Annotated in this window: 16 protein-coding genes; 7 read left to right on the top strand and 9 right to left on the bottom strand. The window is 63.6% G+C overall.

What is annotated here, in order from left to right:
* Positions 1-104 precede the first annotated feature (104 nt).
* Positions 105-2,414, top strand: coding sequence for a 5-methyltetrahydropteroyltriglutamate--homocysteine S-methyltransferase (metE, locus tag ACF8K2_RS07015; RefSeq protein ID WP_392464069.1), 2,310 nt, complete (start codon positions 105-107; stop codon positions 2,412-2,414).
* 124 nt (positions 2,415-2,538) lie between these two features.
* Here metE and ACF8K2_RS07010 read toward each other — a convergent pair whose 3' ends face one another.
* Positions 2,539-3,720, bottom strand: a complete 1,182-nt coding sequence (locus tag ACF8K2_RS07010; RefSeq protein WP_312154971.1) for an acetyl-CoA C-acetyltransferase — start codon at positions 3,718-3,720, stop codon at positions 2,539-2,541.
* A gap of 228 nt (positions 3,721-3,948) precedes the next feature.
* On the opposite strand from ACF8K2_RS07010, the gene ACF8K2_RS07005 reads away from it, so the two are divergent.
* Both ACF8K2_RS07005 and ACF8K2_RS07000 read left to right on the top strand, forming a co-directional pair.
* Positions 3,949-4,215, top strand: coding sequence for a PepSY domain-containing protein (locus ACF8K2_RS07005; RefSeq protein ID WP_186553722.1), 267 nt, complete (start codon positions 3,949-3,951; stop codon positions 4,213-4,215).
* Positions 4,215-4,751: a cytochrome b/b6 domain-containing protein gene (locus ACF8K2_RS07000; protein WP_392464068.1), complete on the top strand. Its 537-nt coding sequence runs from the start codon at positions 4,215-4,217 to the stop codon at positions 4,749-4,751. The genes ACF8K2_RS07005 and ACF8K2_RS07000 overlap by 1 nt, the downstream gene beginning before the upstream one ends.
* 114 nt (positions 4,752-4,865) lie before the next feature.
* On the opposite strand, the gene ACF8K2_RS06995 is transcribed toward ACF8K2_RS07000, so the two are convergent.
* From ACF8K2_RS06995 to ACF8K2_RS06980, 4 genes are read right to left on the bottom strand one after another with little or no spacing between them, the layout of a single operon-like run.
* Positions 4,866-5,975 (bottom strand): agmatine/peptidylarginine deiminase, encoded by a 1,110-nt coding sequence (locus ACF8K2_RS06995; protein WP_392464067.1) that lies wholly within the window; start codon positions 5,973-5,975, stop codon positions 4,866-4,868.
* Between the two features lie 3 nt (positions 5,976-5,978).
* The gene (locus ACF8K2_RS06990) at positions 5,979-7,073 is read right to left on the bottom strand and encodes an extracellular solute-binding protein (protein WP_392464066.1); all 1,095 of its coding nucleotides are present in this window, start codon (positions 7,071-7,073) and stop codon (positions 5,979-5,981) included.
* A 2-nt stretch (positions 7,074-7,075) separates the two neighbouring features.
* Positions 7,076-7,966, bottom strand: coding sequence for an N-carbamoylputrescine amidase (gene aguB / locus ACF8K2_RS06985; protein WP_392464065.1), 891 nt, complete (start codon positions 7,964-7,966; stop codon positions 7,076-7,078).
* A complete protein-coding gene (locus ACF8K2_RS06980) occupies positions 7,963-9,018 on the bottom strand; it encodes an agmatine/peptidylarginine deiminase (protein WP_392464064.1) in 1,056 nt (351 codons plus the stop codon). Before ACF8K2_RS06980 ends, aguB begins: the two co-directional genes overlap by 4 nt.
* 135 nt (positions 9,019-9,153) lie before the next feature.
* Between ACF8K2_RS06980 and ACF8K2_RS06975 the strand changes: the two genes are divergently transcribed.
* The 4 genes from ACF8K2_RS06975 (at position 9,154) to ACF8K2_RS06960 (ending at position 13,261) form a co-directional block, all read left to right on the top strand.
* On the top strand, positions 9,154-10,002 hold the full coding sequence (locus tag ACF8K2_RS06975; RefSeq protein WP_392464063.1) for a LysR substrate-binding domain-containing protein: 849 nt from the start codon (positions 9,154-9,156) through the stop codon (positions 10,000-10,002).
* Between the two features lie 213 nt (positions 10,003-10,215).
* The gene (gene fabV, locus ACF8K2_RS06970; protein WP_392464061.1) at positions 10,216-11,415 is read left to right on the top strand and encodes an enoyl-ACP reductase FabV; all 1,200 of its coding nucleotides are present in this window, start codon (positions 10,216-10,218) and stop codon (positions 11,413-11,415) included.
* Between the two features lie 156 nt (positions 11,416-11,571).
* Entirely contained in the window at positions 11,572-12,258 is a 687-nt protein-coding gene (locus ACF8K2_RS06965) for an N-acetyltransferase (RefSeq protein ID WP_186553730.1), read from the top strand.
* 94 nt (positions 12,259-12,352) lie between these two features.
* Positions 12,353-13,261, top strand: coding sequence for an alpha/beta fold hydrolase (locus ACF8K2_RS06960; RefSeq protein ID WP_392464059.1), 909 nt, complete (start codon positions 12,353-12,355; stop codon positions 13,259-13,261).
* Positions 13,262-13,354: 93 nt separating this feature from the next.
* On the opposite strand, the gene ACF8K2_RS06955 is transcribed toward ACF8K2_RS06960, so the two are convergent.
* From ACF8K2_RS06955 to ACF8K2_RS06940, 4 genes are all read right to left on the bottom strand, one after another.
* Positions 13,355-13,696: a HopJ type III effector protein gene (locus ACF8K2_RS06955; RefSeq protein WP_392464058.1), complete on the bottom strand. Its 342-nt coding sequence runs from the start codon at positions 13,694-13,696 to the stop codon at positions 13,355-13,357.
* Positions 13,689-13,985, bottom strand: coding sequence for a DUF1244 domain-containing protein (locus tag ACF8K2_RS06950; protein WP_186553733.1), 297 nt, complete (start codon positions 13,983-13,985; stop codon positions 13,689-13,691). The genes ACF8K2_RS06955 and ACF8K2_RS06950 overlap by 8 nt, the downstream gene beginning before the upstream one ends.
* 11 nt (positions 13,986-13,996) lie before the next feature.
* Positions 13,997-14,689 carry a dihydromonapterin reductase gene (gene folM / locus ACF8K2_RS06945; RefSeq protein WP_264236400.1) on the bottom strand — a complete coding sequence of 231 codons (693 nt, stop codon included), beginning with the start codon at positions 14,687-14,689 and terminating at the stop codon, positions 13,997-13,999.
* A gap of 78 nt (positions 14,690-14,767) precedes the next feature.
* The gene (locus tag ACF8K2_RS06940) at positions 14,768-15,340 is read right to left on the bottom strand and encodes an antibiotic biosynthesis monooxygenase (RefSeq protein ID WP_264236401.1); all 573 of its coding nucleotides are present in this window, start codon (positions 15,338-15,340) and stop codon (positions 14,768-14,770) included.
* Between the last annotated feature and the right edge of the window lie 108 nt (positions 15,341-15,448).

The following is a 15,448-nucleotide window of genomic DNA, read 5'->3' as shown; positions in this document are numbered from 1 at the left end:
TCATGAATAAATCTCGTGATCATCTCAAATTATATGAGTTTGTCTCACGATGCCCGTGCCGCCAAACTTCCCTCATTGAATTTCCACTCTAAGGGACAAGGCACATGGCACTGGCACACAACCTGGGTTTTCCACGCATCGGCCGCGATCGTGAGCTGAAAAAAGCCCAGGAAGCTTTCTGGAAAGGCGAACTCGACGAAACCGGCCTGCGCGCCGTAGGCCGCGAGCTGCGTGCCGCCCACTGGCAGGCGCAGAAAGACGCTGGCATCGAGCTGCTGCCGGTCGGCGACTTCGCCTGGTACGACCAGGTCCTGACCCACTCGCTGACCTTCGGCGTGATCCCGGAGCGCTTTCGTGGCCATAACGGCGCCAAGCCGACCCTGCACACCCTGTTCAACATGGCCCGTGGCGCCGTGGCGACGGACCGCAGCGACAGCTGCTGCGGCGGCGCCCACGCCCAGGAGATGACCAAGTGGTTCGACACCAACTACCACTACCTGGTCCCGGAATTCACCGCCGAGCAACAGTTTGCCCTGAGCTGGGAGCAGTTGTTCGAGGAGGTCGCCGAAGCCAAAGCGTTGGGCCATGCGGTCAAGCCGGTGGTGATCGGTCCGCTGACTTACCTGTGGCTGGGCAAGACCAAGGGCGCTGAATTCGACAAGCTGGAATTGGTCGACCGCCTGCTGCCGCTGTACGACGAGATCTTCAACCGCCTGGCTGCGCAGGGCGTGGAGTGGGTACAGATCGATGAGCCGATCCTGGTGCTGGATCTGCCACAAAGCTGGAAAAACGCCTACGAGCGGGTCTACAACATCCTTCAGCGTGCGCCGCTGAAAAAGCTGGTCGCGACTTACTTCGGTGGCCTGGAAGACAACCTCGGCCTGGCGGCGAATCTGCCGGTCGATGGCCTGCACATCGACCTGGTGCGCGCCCCCGAGCAGTACCCGACCATCCTCGACCGCCTGCCGGCCTACAAGGTGCTGTCGCTGGGCGTGGTCAATGGCCGCAACGTCTGGCGCTGCGATCTGGAAAAAGCCCTCGACGTGCTGCGCCATGCCGCCGGGCGTTTGGGTGATCGGCTATGGGTCGCGCCGTCGTGCTCGCTGCTGCACAGCCCGGTAGACCTGGCCAGGGAAGACCAGCTCGATGCCGAGCTGAGAAGCTGGTTGGCCTTTGCCGTGCAGAAGTGCCAGGAAGTCGCTGTGCTGACCAAGGCCATCAACCAGCCAGGCGCCGCCGACGTGCACGCCGCACTGGAAGACAGCCGCGCCGTACAGGCCAGCCGCGCTGCCTCGCCGCGCATTCACAAACCCGCTGTGCAGGCCCGTCTGGCGGCGATCAAGCCCGCCGACAGCCAGCGTCTGTCGGCCTTTGAGCAGCGCATCGTCAAGCAGCGGGCGGGGCTGGACCTGCCGGCGTATCCGACCACTACCATTGGCTCGTTCCCACAGACTTCGGCGATCCGTCTGGCGCGTCAGTCGTTCAAGCAGGGCAAGTTGACCGAGGCCGAGTACGTCGAGGCCATGCACAGCGAGATCCGCCACGCGGTGCAAATCCAGGAGCAACTGGGGTTGGACGTGCTGGTACACGGCGAGGCCGAGCGCAACGACATGGTCGAGTACTTCGCCGAGCAGCTCGACGGCTATGTATTCACCCGCTTCGGCTGGGTGCAGAGCTACGGCTCGCGCTGCGTCAAGCCGGCGGTGATCTTCGGTGACCTGAGCCGCCCCAAAGCCATGACCGTAGAGTGGATCAAGTACGCCCAGGGCCTGACCTGCAAGGTCATGAAGGGCATGCTGACTGGCCCGGTCACCATGCTGATGTGGTCGTTCCCGCGTGAAGACGTCAGCCGCGAAGTGCAGGCCCGGCAGCTGGCGCTGGCGATTCGTGACGAGGTGGTGGACCTGGAAGCGGCGGGCATCAAGATCGTGCAGATCGACGAAGCAGCCTTCCGCGAAGGCCTGCCGCTGCGCAAGAGCGCTTGGGCCAATTACCTGGAGTGGGCCACCGAAGCCTTCCGCTTGTGCGCCTCGGGGGTGCGTGACGAAACCCAGATCCACACCCACATGTGCTACAGCGAGTTCAACGATGTGATCGAGTCGATCGCGGCGATGGACGCTGACGTAATCACCATCGAGACTTCGCGCTCGGACATGGAGCTGCTGGAGGCGTTCGAGAAGTTCGACTACCCGAACGAGATCGGCCCTGGCGTGTACGACATTCACTCGCCGCGGGTGCCGAGCCGTGAGGAGATGGTCAAGTTGCTGCGCAAGGCCGCGCAGCGCATTCCCGCTGAGCGTCTGTGGGTCAACCCCGACTGCGGCCTGAAGACCCGTGGCTGGCCTGAGACCGAGGCGGCGCTGGTGAACATGGTCGCCGCTGCCCGCGAGCTGCGTGGTGCGGCGGTGGCTTGAGCGGTTAGTTGAGCAAAACAACGGGACGCACTGCGTCCCGTTTTGCGTTGTGCGGGCTTAGATCGATTCTGAACTGGGGTTTGGTGGGGCTGCAACGCAGCCCCAACATCTCACTGACGAAAAATCACTCGCGCTCGATCGCCAACGCCACGCCTTGCCCGCCGCCAATGCACAAGGTCGCCAGCCCCTTCTTGGCATCGCGCTTGATCATCTCGTGCAACAGCGTCACCAGCACCCGGCACCCCGAGGCCCCAATCGGATGCCCCAGCGCAATCGCCCCGCCGTTGACGTTGACCCGCGCGGCATCCCACTCCAGCGATTTACCTACCGCCAGCGCCTGAGCGGCAAACGCCTCGTTGGCTTCGATCAAATCCAGATCGCCCAGCGTCCAACCTGCCTTGTCCAGGCAACGCTGGGTCGCCGATACCGGCCCGATGCCCATGATCGCCGGATCGACCCCGGCACTGGCATAACCGGCAATCTTCGCCAGCACCGGCAGGCCCAGCGCCTTGGCTTTGTCCGCACTCATCAGCAACACCGCCGCAGCGCCATCGTTGAGGCTGGAGGCATTGCCCGCGGTCACGCTGCCGTCCTTCTTGAATGCCGGGCGCAGTTTGGCCAGCGACTCGGCCGTGGTGTCAGCGCGCGGCTGTTCATCACGCTCGACCACTTTCGGCTCGCCCTTTTTCTGCGCCAGCACGATCGGGGTAATTTCATCTTTGAAGCGCCCAGCCTCGATGGCGGCAATCGCCTTGCGCTGGGATTCAGCGGCAAAGGCGTCCTGCTGCTCGCGGCTGATGTCGAACTTGTCCACCAGGTTCTCGGCCGTGATGCCCATGTGGTAATCGTTGAACGCATCCCACAGGCCATCGCTGATCATGCTGTCGATCAACTGCCCATGGCCCATGCGCTGGCCGCTGCGCGCCGATGGCATGACGTAGGGCGACAGGCTCATGTTTTCCTGGCCGCCCGCAATCACCACCTCGGCATCGCCACAGCGAATCGCCTGGGTGGCCAGGTGCAGTGCTTTGAGGCCCGAGCCGCAGACCTTGTTCAGGGTCAGCGCCGGTACTGCGAACGGCAGGCCGGCCTTGACCGCCGCCTGGCGTGCGGGGTTCTGCCCGGCGCCGGCGGTCAGCACTTGGCCGAGGATCACTTCATCGACCTGGGCTGGGTCCAGCCCGGTTTGCTCCAGCAGGCGCTTGATCACCGCAGCGCCCAGCTCGACCGCTGGCACGCTGGCCAGCGCCCCCTGGAAACTGCCAATGGCCGTACGGGTGGCGGCGACGATGACGACTTCATTCATTTTGTTGTTCTCCATGAAGGGTGGGGCGCCAGGACAGCGGCGCATTCCCACCAGCATCGGCGGGATTGGTTGATTTGTTAAGTTTGTTTTTCTTTGTGATTGATCTGAAATGCAAATGAATGGTCCCCGGGGGCAGCAGCCGTGGCAGCCAGCATCGCCAGGCATTCGCAGCTACGCTAGATGAGCTTGGCCGCGCCGCGTGTTTCACTCTCACTGGAGCTTATCGTCATGCGTACCCTGATCCTGCTCACGTTGCTGCTTGTCAGTGGCCTTTCCCTCGCCTCGCCGCAATGCACCACCGCCGAGAAAAGTACCTGGCAAGACCCAGAGAAATTCCAGACCCAGCTCAAGGAGCAGGGCTACAAGATCAACAAGTTCAAGGTCACCAAAGGCAACTGCTACGAGATCTATGGCTTCGACAAGGATGGCCGCAAGGTCGAGATCTATCATGACCCGGTCACTGGCAAGGCGGTGAAAACCGAGATCGAAGACTGATGCCAGCCGCCAGGGTGCGGCTGTGGGATCCGCTGTTGCGCGTTTGTCACCTGTCGTTTGCCGTGGTGTTCTTCACCAATTATTTCTTCAATGAAGAAGGCGACGATTGGCATCAGTGGCTGGGTTATTACGCGCTGAGCTGCCTGTTGCTGCGGCTGCTATGGGGTTTCGTTGGCCCGCGCAGTGCCCGTTGGGTGGACTTTTGGCCGACCCGTGCGCGCTTGGCGGCGCACGCTCGGGCGCTGCTCCGGGGCGAGCCGTATCACCGGTTGGGGCATTCGCCGATTGGCGCGTTGGTGATGCTGGCGATGCTTGGCTGCATCGCCGGGCTTGGGCTGACTGGGTGGTTGTCGCAGGAAGTCGACGCGCTATGGGGCGCGGATTGGCCGGTGGATGTGCACAGTGTGCTGGCCAATGCCTTGTTGGCGCTGGTGTGCGTGCATGTGTTGGCGGCGCTGGTCGAGAGTGTGCGGCTGGGTGAGAACTTGCCCTGGTCGATGATTACCGGGTGGCGGCGGGGGCCTGGAGATCGGTGAATGGGGCCGCGTTGCGGCCCAATCGCGGGGCAAGCCCGCTCCCACGCAGATAGTGTGCTGACAGGTTGCGTGGGAGCGGGCTTGCCCCGCGATTAAGGCGCACGCGGCCCTGTGCTACACCGCAGGACACTGATGGGGAACGCAGTGAATCCCGCCACCCCCAGCCGCAATCGCATCGATATCCAGCTGCACCACTTCGCGCCCTGGATACAGCTTTACCAGCAAGTCACGCGCCTTGCCGTCCGCATGCTTGTCGCCAAACTGCGGCGCAATCACCGCCCCGTTGATCACGAAGTAGTTGATATACCCCGCGGCAAAATCCGGATTGCCGCGGCTGAACGTGCTGCGCCTGGGCTCCAGCGGCGGCGACACGGTGTGAATTTCAAGCGGGCGGCCATCGGCATCGGTCGCGCCCTTGAGTATCTCCAGGTGCCGCTTGGTCACGGCGTGATCATACGAGTCCGGGTCGTTATCCAGATTGGCGATCACCACCCCAGGGCGGACGAAGCGCGCATAGAAATCCACATGCGCATCGGTGATGTCCTTGCCCTTGATCCCCGGCAGCCAGATGATCTTGCGCAAGCCCAAGCGCGTCTTGAGCTCTTCTTCGACCTGGGCCTTGCTCCAGCCAGGGTTGCGGTTGCCGTTGACCCAGCAGCTCTCGGTCATGATCCCGGTGCCATGGCCATCCACCTCGATCCCACCCCCTTCGCCAACCAGCTCGCTGCGCTGATACTGCGCGCCGGCCAGCTTGGCCACCCGCGCAGCCAGCTTGGCATCGTTGCGGTGGCGCTGCTTGCCACCCCAGCCGTTGAAGTTGAAATCGACGGCGGCCAGTGCGCCGTCATCGTCGACGACGAAGTTGGCGCCGATGTCGCGCATCCAGATGTCGTCCAGCTCGCAGGTGACGTAGGTGGTGTTGTGGCGACCACAATAGTCTTCAGCCAGGTCGCGCTCGGTCGGGCGGCAAAACACCGTCAGCGGCTGGAAGCGGGCAATGGCCTGGGCGATGCGTCCGAGGGCGGCTTGCACGTCAGTGGTGAAGTCTTCCCAGATGGCGTCCTGGGCGCCAAAGGCGAGGTACGCGCGCTGCTGCGCTTCGCCTTCGTCAGGCATGAACCAGCGCCCCAGCTCAGCGGCGCGGGCGCTGCCCAGTGGCAGCCCGAGGCCGGCGCCAAGGCCGGCGGCCAGGGACAGTTGCAGGAAGGTTCGACGGGTCGGCATGGGTCAGTCCTGTGCAGTCTTGAAGCGGGTCCAGACGCGCATGCGCGCACGCATGTCGGCCTGGGGGATGTCCTTGCCTGGGATCAACCGGGCGTAGGTCGCTGGGTCTAGGTAGATATCGGGGTTGTCGCGCATGCGTGCATCCACCGCCGGGCGCGCCTTGGCGCTGGCGGTCGGGTAGCCGGTGAAGTTGCTGATCGCGGCCATGTTTTCCGGGCGCATGACGAAGTTGATGAAACGATAGGCATACTCCGGGTGACGCGCATCGGCGGGGATGGCCATGGTGTCCATCCACACCGTGGTGCCTTCGCGCGGCACGCGGTACTGAAAGTCGATGGCTTTGCCGGCAGCCTCGGCGGTGCGCTGGGCCTGGATCACATCGCCGCTGTAGCCCAGCGACAGGCACAGGTTTTCGTTGACCAGTTCGGTCACCGGCTGCGACTGGAACTTGCGCACGTAGGGGCGGATGGCGCTGAGCAGTGCGCTGGCGGCGGCCAGGTCTTCGCGCTTGGCGCTGCGCGGCTCGCGGCCGAGGTAGTTGAGCACCACGGCCAGGGCTTCGTCGGGCGAGTCGATGATCGAGATACCGCAGTCGGCGAACTTGGCGGCCAACTCTGGCTTGAGCAGCAAATCGAGGCTATTGAGTGGTGCATCGGGCATGCGCTGGCGGATCTTGTCGGCATTGACTGTCAGGCCGATGGTGCCCCAGGTGTAGGGTACGGTCGCCTGGCGCGCCTTGGGGTATTGGTCGTGCAGCGTGCGCAGGCCGGGGTCGAGATCGTCCAGCGCGGGCAGTTGGCTGCGATCGAGTGGTTGCAGGCTGCCGGCGCGCATCAGCCGTTCGGCTACGGTGTCGCCGGGGAATACCAGGTCGTAGCCGCTGCGCCCGGACATCAGCTTGGCTTCGAGCACTTCGCTGCCGTCCATGACGTCGTAGATCACCTGGATACCCGTCTCGGCGGTAAAACGCTTGAGGGTGTCTTCGGCAAAATAGTCCGCCCAGTTGTACAGGCGCAGGGTCGGTTGTTCGGCCTGGGCCTGGCTGGCGCAAAGCGCCAGGCCCAGGGCGGCCAGCAGGTGGCAAGGGCGCAGGGGCATGGTCAGATCCTCCGGGTGGGGTGGCCGTCGAGCGTCATCAGGGGCGCGTACATCTCGGGGCGGCGGTCGCGGTAGATGCCCCAGCTCAAGCGCTCTTCGCGCATGCGCGCCAGGTCCAGGTCGTGCAGCCAGACGCCTGTGCTGTCGCGGTCGGCTTCGGCGAGCACGGCGCCCTTGTGGTCGCAGATGAACGACGAGCCGTAGAAGCGCATGGCCAGGCTGTCATCGCTGCGTGCCACTTCCCTGCCAACGCGGTTGGCGGCCACGACCGGCAGCAGGTTGGCGGCGGCGTGACCGCGCATGGCCATCTGCCAATGGTCGCGTGAGTCCAGTTCGGCGGCGCCGGGTTCCGAGCCGATGGCGGTGGGAAACAGCAACACTTCGGCGCCCATCAACGCCAGGCAGCGGGCTGTCTCGGGGAACCACTGGTCCCAGCAGATACCGATGCCCAGGCGGCCGAAGGCGGTGTCCCAGACCTTGAAGCCGGTGTCACCGGGGCTGAAGTATTCCTTCTCCTGGTAGCCGATGGCGTTGGGGATGTGGGTCTTGCGATAGACCCCGAGCAGGCGCCCGTCGGCATCGGCCACGCTCAGCGAGTTGAAGAAGGCGTTGCCGGCCCGTTCGTACCAGCTCAGCGGCAGTACCACGCCCAGCTCGCCGGCCAGGGCGGCGAAGCGCTTGAGCAGCGGGCTGTGCTGGTACGTCTCGGCCAGCGCCTGGTGGCTGTGGCATTGCTCGATGCAGAAGTACGGGGTGGCGAACAGCTCCTGCAACAGGATCACCTGGGCACCCTGGGCGGCCGCCTGGCGTACCAGTTGTTCGGCGCGCTCCAGGTTGGCCGGCAGATCCCAGCTGCAGGGCATTTGGGTGGTGGCGATGCGCAACTGGCTCATGGGCGTGCCTCGCGCAGGGGCCAGGCCGGCTGCTGCTGGGTGATGCAGTGGATACCGCCACCGCCGTGGGCAATGTTGTCGATGCGCACCGGGACGATCTCGCGCCCAGGGAAGGCCACGGCCAGCTGGCGCGCGGCGGCCTGGTCGGCGTCGATGCCGTAGGCGGGCATGATGATCGCGTCGTTGGCGATGTAGAAGTTGGTGTAGGAGGCGCAGAACACCTCGGCCTCAGGGTCGACGGCGGCGCTGGCTTCGTACAGGTCGAGCAGCTCGAATGGGCGGCCTTGGGCATCGCTCGCCAGCTCCAGGGCGCGGCGGTTTTCCCGGGCGACCTCGGCGTACACCGAGTTGTGCTCGTGGGTGGCGTCGACCAACAGCACGCCGGGGCGGGCGAAGGCGCACACGCCATCGACGTGGCCATCGGTCATGTCGCCGGTGACGTACTGCGGATCGCCCGGCAGCCAGATGGTCTTGCTAATGCCCAGCAGGCGGGCGAAGCAGTCTTCGAAATCGGCCTTGGTCAGCCCTGGATTGCGATTGCGTTTGAGCAGTACCGATTCGGTGGTGATCAGCGTGCCTTGGCCATCGACATGAATCGCACCGCCTTCGTTGCACAGCGGCGTGCTGAAACCCTCCAGGCCCAGGTGGTCGAGGATACGCCGGCCGAGGCTGCGATCCTGGCTGTGCGCCGACTTGTTGCCCCAGGCGTTGAAGCGCCAGCTCAGGCCTGCCAGGCCATGCTGCGGATGGCAGATAAAGCTCGGCCCGCTGTCGCGGCACCAGCTGTCGTCCACCGCCAGCTCCACCAGCTCGATGCCTGGGCCGCACAGGGCTCGGGCGCTGGCGATGGCGGAAGGATCGACCACCATCTTCACCGGCTCGAAGCGGGCGATGGCGCTGGCCACGCGGGCATAGTCGCGCTGCACATCGGCCAGGGTCACGCGCCAGCCGGCTTCCCACAGGCTTTGGTTGTGCGGCCAGATCATCCAGGTGGCGGCGTGGCGGGCCCATTCGGCAGGCATGCGCCAGCCGCTGTCGTTGGACAGGTGCATAGAGAACTCCGATCAGTTAAGAATTATTTATCAACGAAGCCCGCCGTCGCGGGTGTTGAGGTCAATGCTAGGGCTAGGAAGGTGCAGCGACAAACGATAGATTTAGCGCACATCTGATCAGTCAGGCTTATCGATATGCTCAAACACTGGCCCCCGCTCAATGCCCTGCGCGGTTTCGAGGCTGCTGCCCGGCTCGGCAGTTTTCACAAGGCTGCCGAGGCGCTGAACCTCACCCAATCGGCGATCAGCCAGCAGATTCGCAGCCTGGAAAGTTATCTGGAGCAGCCGCTGTTTCACCGCACTGGGCGCAGTGTCAGCCTGACCGATGCCGGCCACGATCTACTCAGCACAACGCAATCGATGCTGCAGCAATTGGCGGTGGGAATTCGGCGGCTCGATCAGTACCGCAAGCCCAACCAGTTGGTGGTCAACACCACCCCGGCGTTTGCCCGGCATTGGTTGCTGCCGCGTCTGGCAGACTTTCGTCAGCGTTGCCCGCAGGTCGACCTGTGGCTGTTCACCAGCTTCGATGTGCCAGACATGGCTACCCAGACCATCGACCTGGCCATCCGTGACGACCTCAGCGCCCAGGCCGAATGCAGCTTCAGCGTGCTGCATCAGGATCGACTGTACCCGGCGTGCCATCCGGGGTTGCCAGAAAGCGGCCGCACGACCTTGCACGGCGAGCGGGAGATGGACTGGAGCCACTGGCAGGTGGAGGGCGGCGAGGATGTCGGCCAGCAGGGGCGGGGGCTGAATTTTTCTGACCCGGGGTTGCTGCTCGAAGCGGCTTGCGAGGGGCTGGGGATTGCCCTGGTGAGCCAGCTGCTGGCGCAGCGGGCGGTGGCCGAGGGCCAGTTGCAGGCGCTGTCGCAGCAGCGTGTGCGGGGGCCTGCCTGGGCCTGCCTGGTGCATCGCGATAGCCAGGATGATCCGCTGGCGCGGCAGTTTATGGCGTGGTTGCGGGGTGGGCTGGCGGGCTGAGGGTGTCTGGGCTGGCCTCATCGCGGGGCAAGCCCGCTCCCACAGTTGCTGCGCCGCTGCGACATGTCCCGCGATGTGGCCGGCAGCCTTTTGCATCACTCAATCACCCCGTAATATGTGTCGGATAACCTGCGGGGGTAGTCTCACCCTCTGATCAACGGATCCGGCCCATGCGGCGCGGCTCCTCAGCATAAACCTGACGAGGTACAGACATTGGCCATCATTCATCCCAAGGTTCGCGGTTTCATCTGCACCACGACTCACCCCAAGGGCTGCGAGCTCAACGTCCGTGACCAGATCGAAGCCACCCGCAAGCTGGGCGTGCGCGAGGATGGTCCGAAGAAGGTCTTGGTGATCGGTGCTTCCAGCGGCTACGGCCTGGCAGCGCGCATCACCGCCGCATTCGGCTTCAAGGCCGACACCCTGGGCGTGTTCTTCGAAAAGCCGGGCACCGAAACCAAGCCAGGCACCGCCGGCTGGTACAACGCCGCCGCGTTCGACAATTTCGCCAAGGCCGAAGGCCTGTACAGCAAGTCGATCAATGGTGATGCCTTCTCCGACGAAGCCCGCGCCAAGGTCATCGAGCTGATCAAGAACGAAATGGGCGGCAAGGTCGACCTGGTCATCTACTCGCTGGCCTCGCCTGTGCGCAAGCTGCCACAGACCGGTGAGCTGGTGCGCTCGGCGCTCAAGCCAATCGGCGAGCCGTACAAGTCGACCGCGATCGACACCAACAAAGACACCATCATCGAAGCCAGCATCGAGCCTGCCACCGAGCAGGAAATCGCCGACACCGTGACCGTCATGGGTGGCCAGGACTGGCAGCTGTGGATCGACGCTCTGTCGCAGGCCGACGTGCTGACCGACGATGCGCGCACTGTCGCCTTCAGCTACATCGGCACTGAAATCACCTGGCCGATCTACTGGCACGGTGCGCTGGGCAAGGCCAAGCAAGACCTGGACGAAACCGCCAAGCGCCTGAACAAGCAGGTCGGTGGCGGCGCCAACGTGGCCGTGCTCAAGTCGGTAGTGACCCAGGCCAGCTCGGCCATCCCGGTGATGCCGCTGTACCTGTCGATGGTCTTCAAGATCATGAAAGAGAAAAACGTCCACGAAGGCACTCAGGATCAGCTCGATCGCATGTTCCGTGATCGCATGTACCGCGCCGATGGCCAGCCGGCCGAGCTGGACAGCGAAGGCCGCCTGCGCCTGGACGACTGGGAGCTGCGCGACGACGTTCAGGACGCTTGCAAGGCCCTGTGGCCGCAAGTGAGCACCGAGAATCTGTTCGAGCTGACCGACTATGCCGGTTACAAGAAGCAGTTCCTCAACCTGTTCGGTTTCGAGCGTCAGGATGTTGACTATGATCAAGACGTAGCCACCGACGTACGGTTTGACTGCGTCGAGCTGTAAGCAAGCCATTGACCGTGCACCTGTTTTCCACAGGTGTACGGTTCCCGCCTGGGCTTGTTAACATCTTGCAACACATTATCTGCTGGCCATTTGATATGGCCGCCATCTATACCGCAGTTATTGGCCGGGCAATTTCGCCGTGGCCTGGGAGGCGGTATGAGTGCACTGCAAAAACTACAAGAACGCATAAGGCGAAAAGGTCTCAAGCGCACCTTCAAGACGCTGTTCGAACGTTATGTGTTTTTCCACTGGGAACTGCTGTGGATGGAACGCGATTTGATCAGCCCCGTCCCCCCTTGCAAGCTTAAAGAGCACCCGCCTGTCACCTTGGTGGAAATCACCACCGACAATGCCGATGCCTTCGCTCGCCACTTTGGCGACCGTGTTGAAACCATGCGCGAACTGGCGGCTGCCGGGCATACCGGGCACATGTACCTGGACGAGCAGGGCGATGCCGTGGCGTTCATCTGGGCCAGCGTGGTCGACTATCACGACAAGCACTATTACGGCTGCACCTTCCCGGTCAAACCGGGGGAATTCTTCGAGTTCGGCGGTGAAATGATCCGCCGCTACTTTGGCAGTGAGCTATCGGTGACCGCCCAGGTCGCACTGTGGAACACCATGCGCGAGAAGGGCTGCCACAAGGTGGTGGATGTGGTCGAGACGCACAACGTACCGGCGATGAAACTGCACCTGCGCATGGGTTACCACGAGCAGGGTCGGGTGATGCATGTGTATGGCCTGTTCGGCCGCTTCAAATTGTTTCGCGAGAGCCGCTATCACGGTTCGCGCCTGGAAGTGCTGCGCAAGCCAGGCGTGGCTCGCGCCTTGTCGACGACCTGAGGGGATGGCTTGGCGCTGATTTTTTGCTAGCGTTGGCGGACAACAATTCGTGTGTCCGCCCTTTCTGTAGGCGCGACGCCGCAGGGAGCGCGCCATGAGCAGCCTCACTCAACCCGCCAGTGCCTTTCGCCAGCCAGCCGCCGATGGTTACAGCCTCGGCGGTTTCCAGTGGCGTCATGCCCAACCCGATCCCCAGCGTCCGCTGGTGATCATCAATGCCGCAACCTCGGTGCGCTGTCGTTACTACTCGCGTTTTGCCGACTACCTGTTTGCCCAGGGCTTCGATGTGCTGACCTACGATTACCGTGGTATCGGCGAGTCGCGGCCGGCGTCGTTGCGCGGGTTCAGTGCTTCTTGGTGCGACTGGGGGCGGTTGGATTTCGAAGCCATGTTGCAGCGCGCAGCCGAGCAGTTCGCAGGGCAGCCCGTGGATGTGGTGGGGCATAGCTTTGGCGGCTGGGCGGTTGGCCTGGCGCCGTCTGCCGAGCGGGTGCGGCGGGTGGTGATGGTCGGCGCGCAGTTTGCCTACTGGCGCGACTATGCGGCGCAGCAGCGCTGGCAGTTGTTTGGCAAGTGGCATGTGCTGATGCCCTTGTTGACGCGGGTCTATGGCTATTTCCCGGGCAAGCGCCTGGGCTGGCTGGAGGATACCCCGGCAGGGGTGGTGGAGGACTGGAGCACGCGCACGCCGCGCTTTGAGCACAGGCCCAGTGGACGCTCGCTGGATAGCTTGCCGTTTGCCCAAGTGCGGGCAGCGACATTGGCAATCAGCCTGACCGATGATCCGTTTGGTACGGTGGCGGCGACTGAGCGTCTGCTGGGGTACCTGACCCACGCCGAGCGGCTGCATCTGCGGGTGGCGCCTGGGGATATCTCAGTGGATGAGATCGGCCATTTTGCGTTTTTTCACGATCGTTTTCGCGAGGCGCTGTGGCCGATTGCCCTGAGGTGGTTAGGGCAGGGGGAGCTGGGGGCTGAGGTGCCGGGGCAGATCATCAGCTGATGGAGGCAGGTCTGGCCTCTTCGCGGGCAAGTCGCAGCGGCGCACCGCCGCTCCTCCAGAGCACTGTTGGAGCGGGATTTACCGCGAAGCGAATCAGGCCAGACGCTTGAGCGGCTGCTCAGCGAACTTGACCCCGGCCAGACCATAGGCGATCAGCGCGCGGATATTGCCGTGGTCGCTGCCATCAGGCGTGGCCACTACGCTGCGGTAGTGCTCACCAAACGCCAGCAGCGCCTCTTGGTCGCTCAGGCCTTCGAGCAATGCCAGGCCCAGGGTCTTGCAGGAGCCTTCGTTTTGCCCGGCAGCGTTCTCCACGCCGCCATTGCTGAACGCTTGAGGCTGGTAGCTGTAGTGCTCGGCAATGAACGCCAGGGTATCGGCAAAAACGTGTTCGCCGCTGGCAAGGCTGGCGCGCAGGGTGTTCAGATCAGTCACGAGGTTTTCCTTGTTCGAACGCCGCTTGCTGCTCGGCGCTGGCTTCTTTCTGGTATTGGGCTTTCCACTGGGCATAGGGCATGCCGTACACCGCTTCGCGGGCGTCATCCATGCTCAGCTCGATCTGCTGCTCGTCGGCTGCGGCCTTGTACCACTTGGACAGGCAGTTACGGCAGAAACCGGAGAGGTTCATCAGGTCGATGTTCTGCACGTCGGTACGTTTTTGCAGGTGTTCGACCAGGCGCCGGAACGCGGCGGCTTCGAGTTCGAGTTGTTGTTGCGCGGTCATGGGAGCTTCCCTCAGGTCATGCGGTTCTTCAGATGGCGGCCACCATTGATGACCACCTGGCTGCCAGTGCTGTACTGGCTGTCGAGCAGGTATTTAACCGCCTCGATCAGCGGCCCGGCGCCGGGTTCGAACTCCAGCAGGGCTTTTTTCAAGGTTTGCTGGCGGTAGGCTTCGTCGCCACCTTCCTTGAGGATCAGCAAGCCCGGCAGGATACCGTTGACGCGCACCTTGGGCGCATATTTCTCGGCAAACGACAGCACCATGTTCTGCAGCGCGGCCTTGGTCGCGGCGTAGCCGATGTGGCTCTTGCTGCCGCGTGACGAGGTTTCGTCGCAGATGTGAATGATATCGGCCTTGTCGACCTTGGCCAGCAGTTCACCCAGGGCCAGGTTGAGGTGGTAGGGCGCCTCGACATGCAGGCGGAACATCATGTCGAGGTTATCCAGGCCGTCATCGAGCCACACCGAGGCGTTGTGGATGATCGCCCGCAGCCCGTCGTAGTGGGTATGCAGGTGCTCGATCAGCGCCTGGCGGTCGGCCTGCTGGCAGAGGTCGGCGCGGAACTGGACGATGTTCGGGTGCGCCGACTGCGCAAGAATGCTGCGACTGGCACTGACCACCGTATGGCCGGCCTGTGCCAGTTCAAGCGCCAGGGCCAGCCCTACGCGTTGGCTGGCTCCGGTTACGAGGATAGGGCTATTCATGTTCGGGGCAGTCTACTTGTCTGTGCGTGCAGTGATGCACCAGCATACCCGAACTGTCTGCCTCTTGCGTGGCGTGCCTCAGCGGCTGCGCAGCCCTCGTGCCGGTTGACTGGCGTTGGCCGGCGTCGGGTGCAGCCAGGGGGCCAGCAGACGGGTCGACAACGGGATGAACAGGTAGACCATCACCGGCGTCAGGGCCAGGGTGCTGAGCAGCACTCTGGGCACCAGGTCGAGTGGCGCCAGCCAGTGGCCGAAGACCACGTTGAACAGCAGCGAGACCGGAAAGAACGCCAGCCAGATGGCGACCGCTTGCTTCCAGCGCGGCGGTTTTTGCACCATATTAGTGCCAAACCAGTCATCAATGCCGCTGACGCGCGTCTCTTTGGGGCGTTCGAACAAGCCATCACCGCGTTGCAGCCAGGCGCGCCGCGACGCGGAATGCTCCCAGCTGTGCAGGGTCTGCTCGTTGGTGAAACGGAAGATAATCTGGAATTCATCGCCCTCGGCGGGCGGTGCGAGAATGCCCGAGCCCAGGTAGCCGGGGAAGTCGGTGGCCAGCTGCTCGCCTTCATGCAGCCAGGTCAGTAGGTCCTGGTAGCGGCCATGGGCGGCGCGGCGCGACACCATCAAGGTGACGGGTGGGGTAGACATCGTGTATCTCCTGGCGACGGGGCTGGCGGGTAGCTGGCCCCTTGGCTTCGTCGCCCGGGGTGGTGGGCGACGCAAGCAGGCTTGCAAGAATCGGGCGCGATTATCGCG

Source organism: Pseudomonas sp. xss_2 (assembly GCF_043104195.1).
Lineage (GTDB): Bacteria > Pseudomonadota > Gammaproteobacteria > Pseudomonadales > Pseudomonadaceae > Aquipseudomonas > Aquipseudomonas urmiensis.
This window is presented reverse-complemented; position numbering and strand designations above follow the sequence as displayed.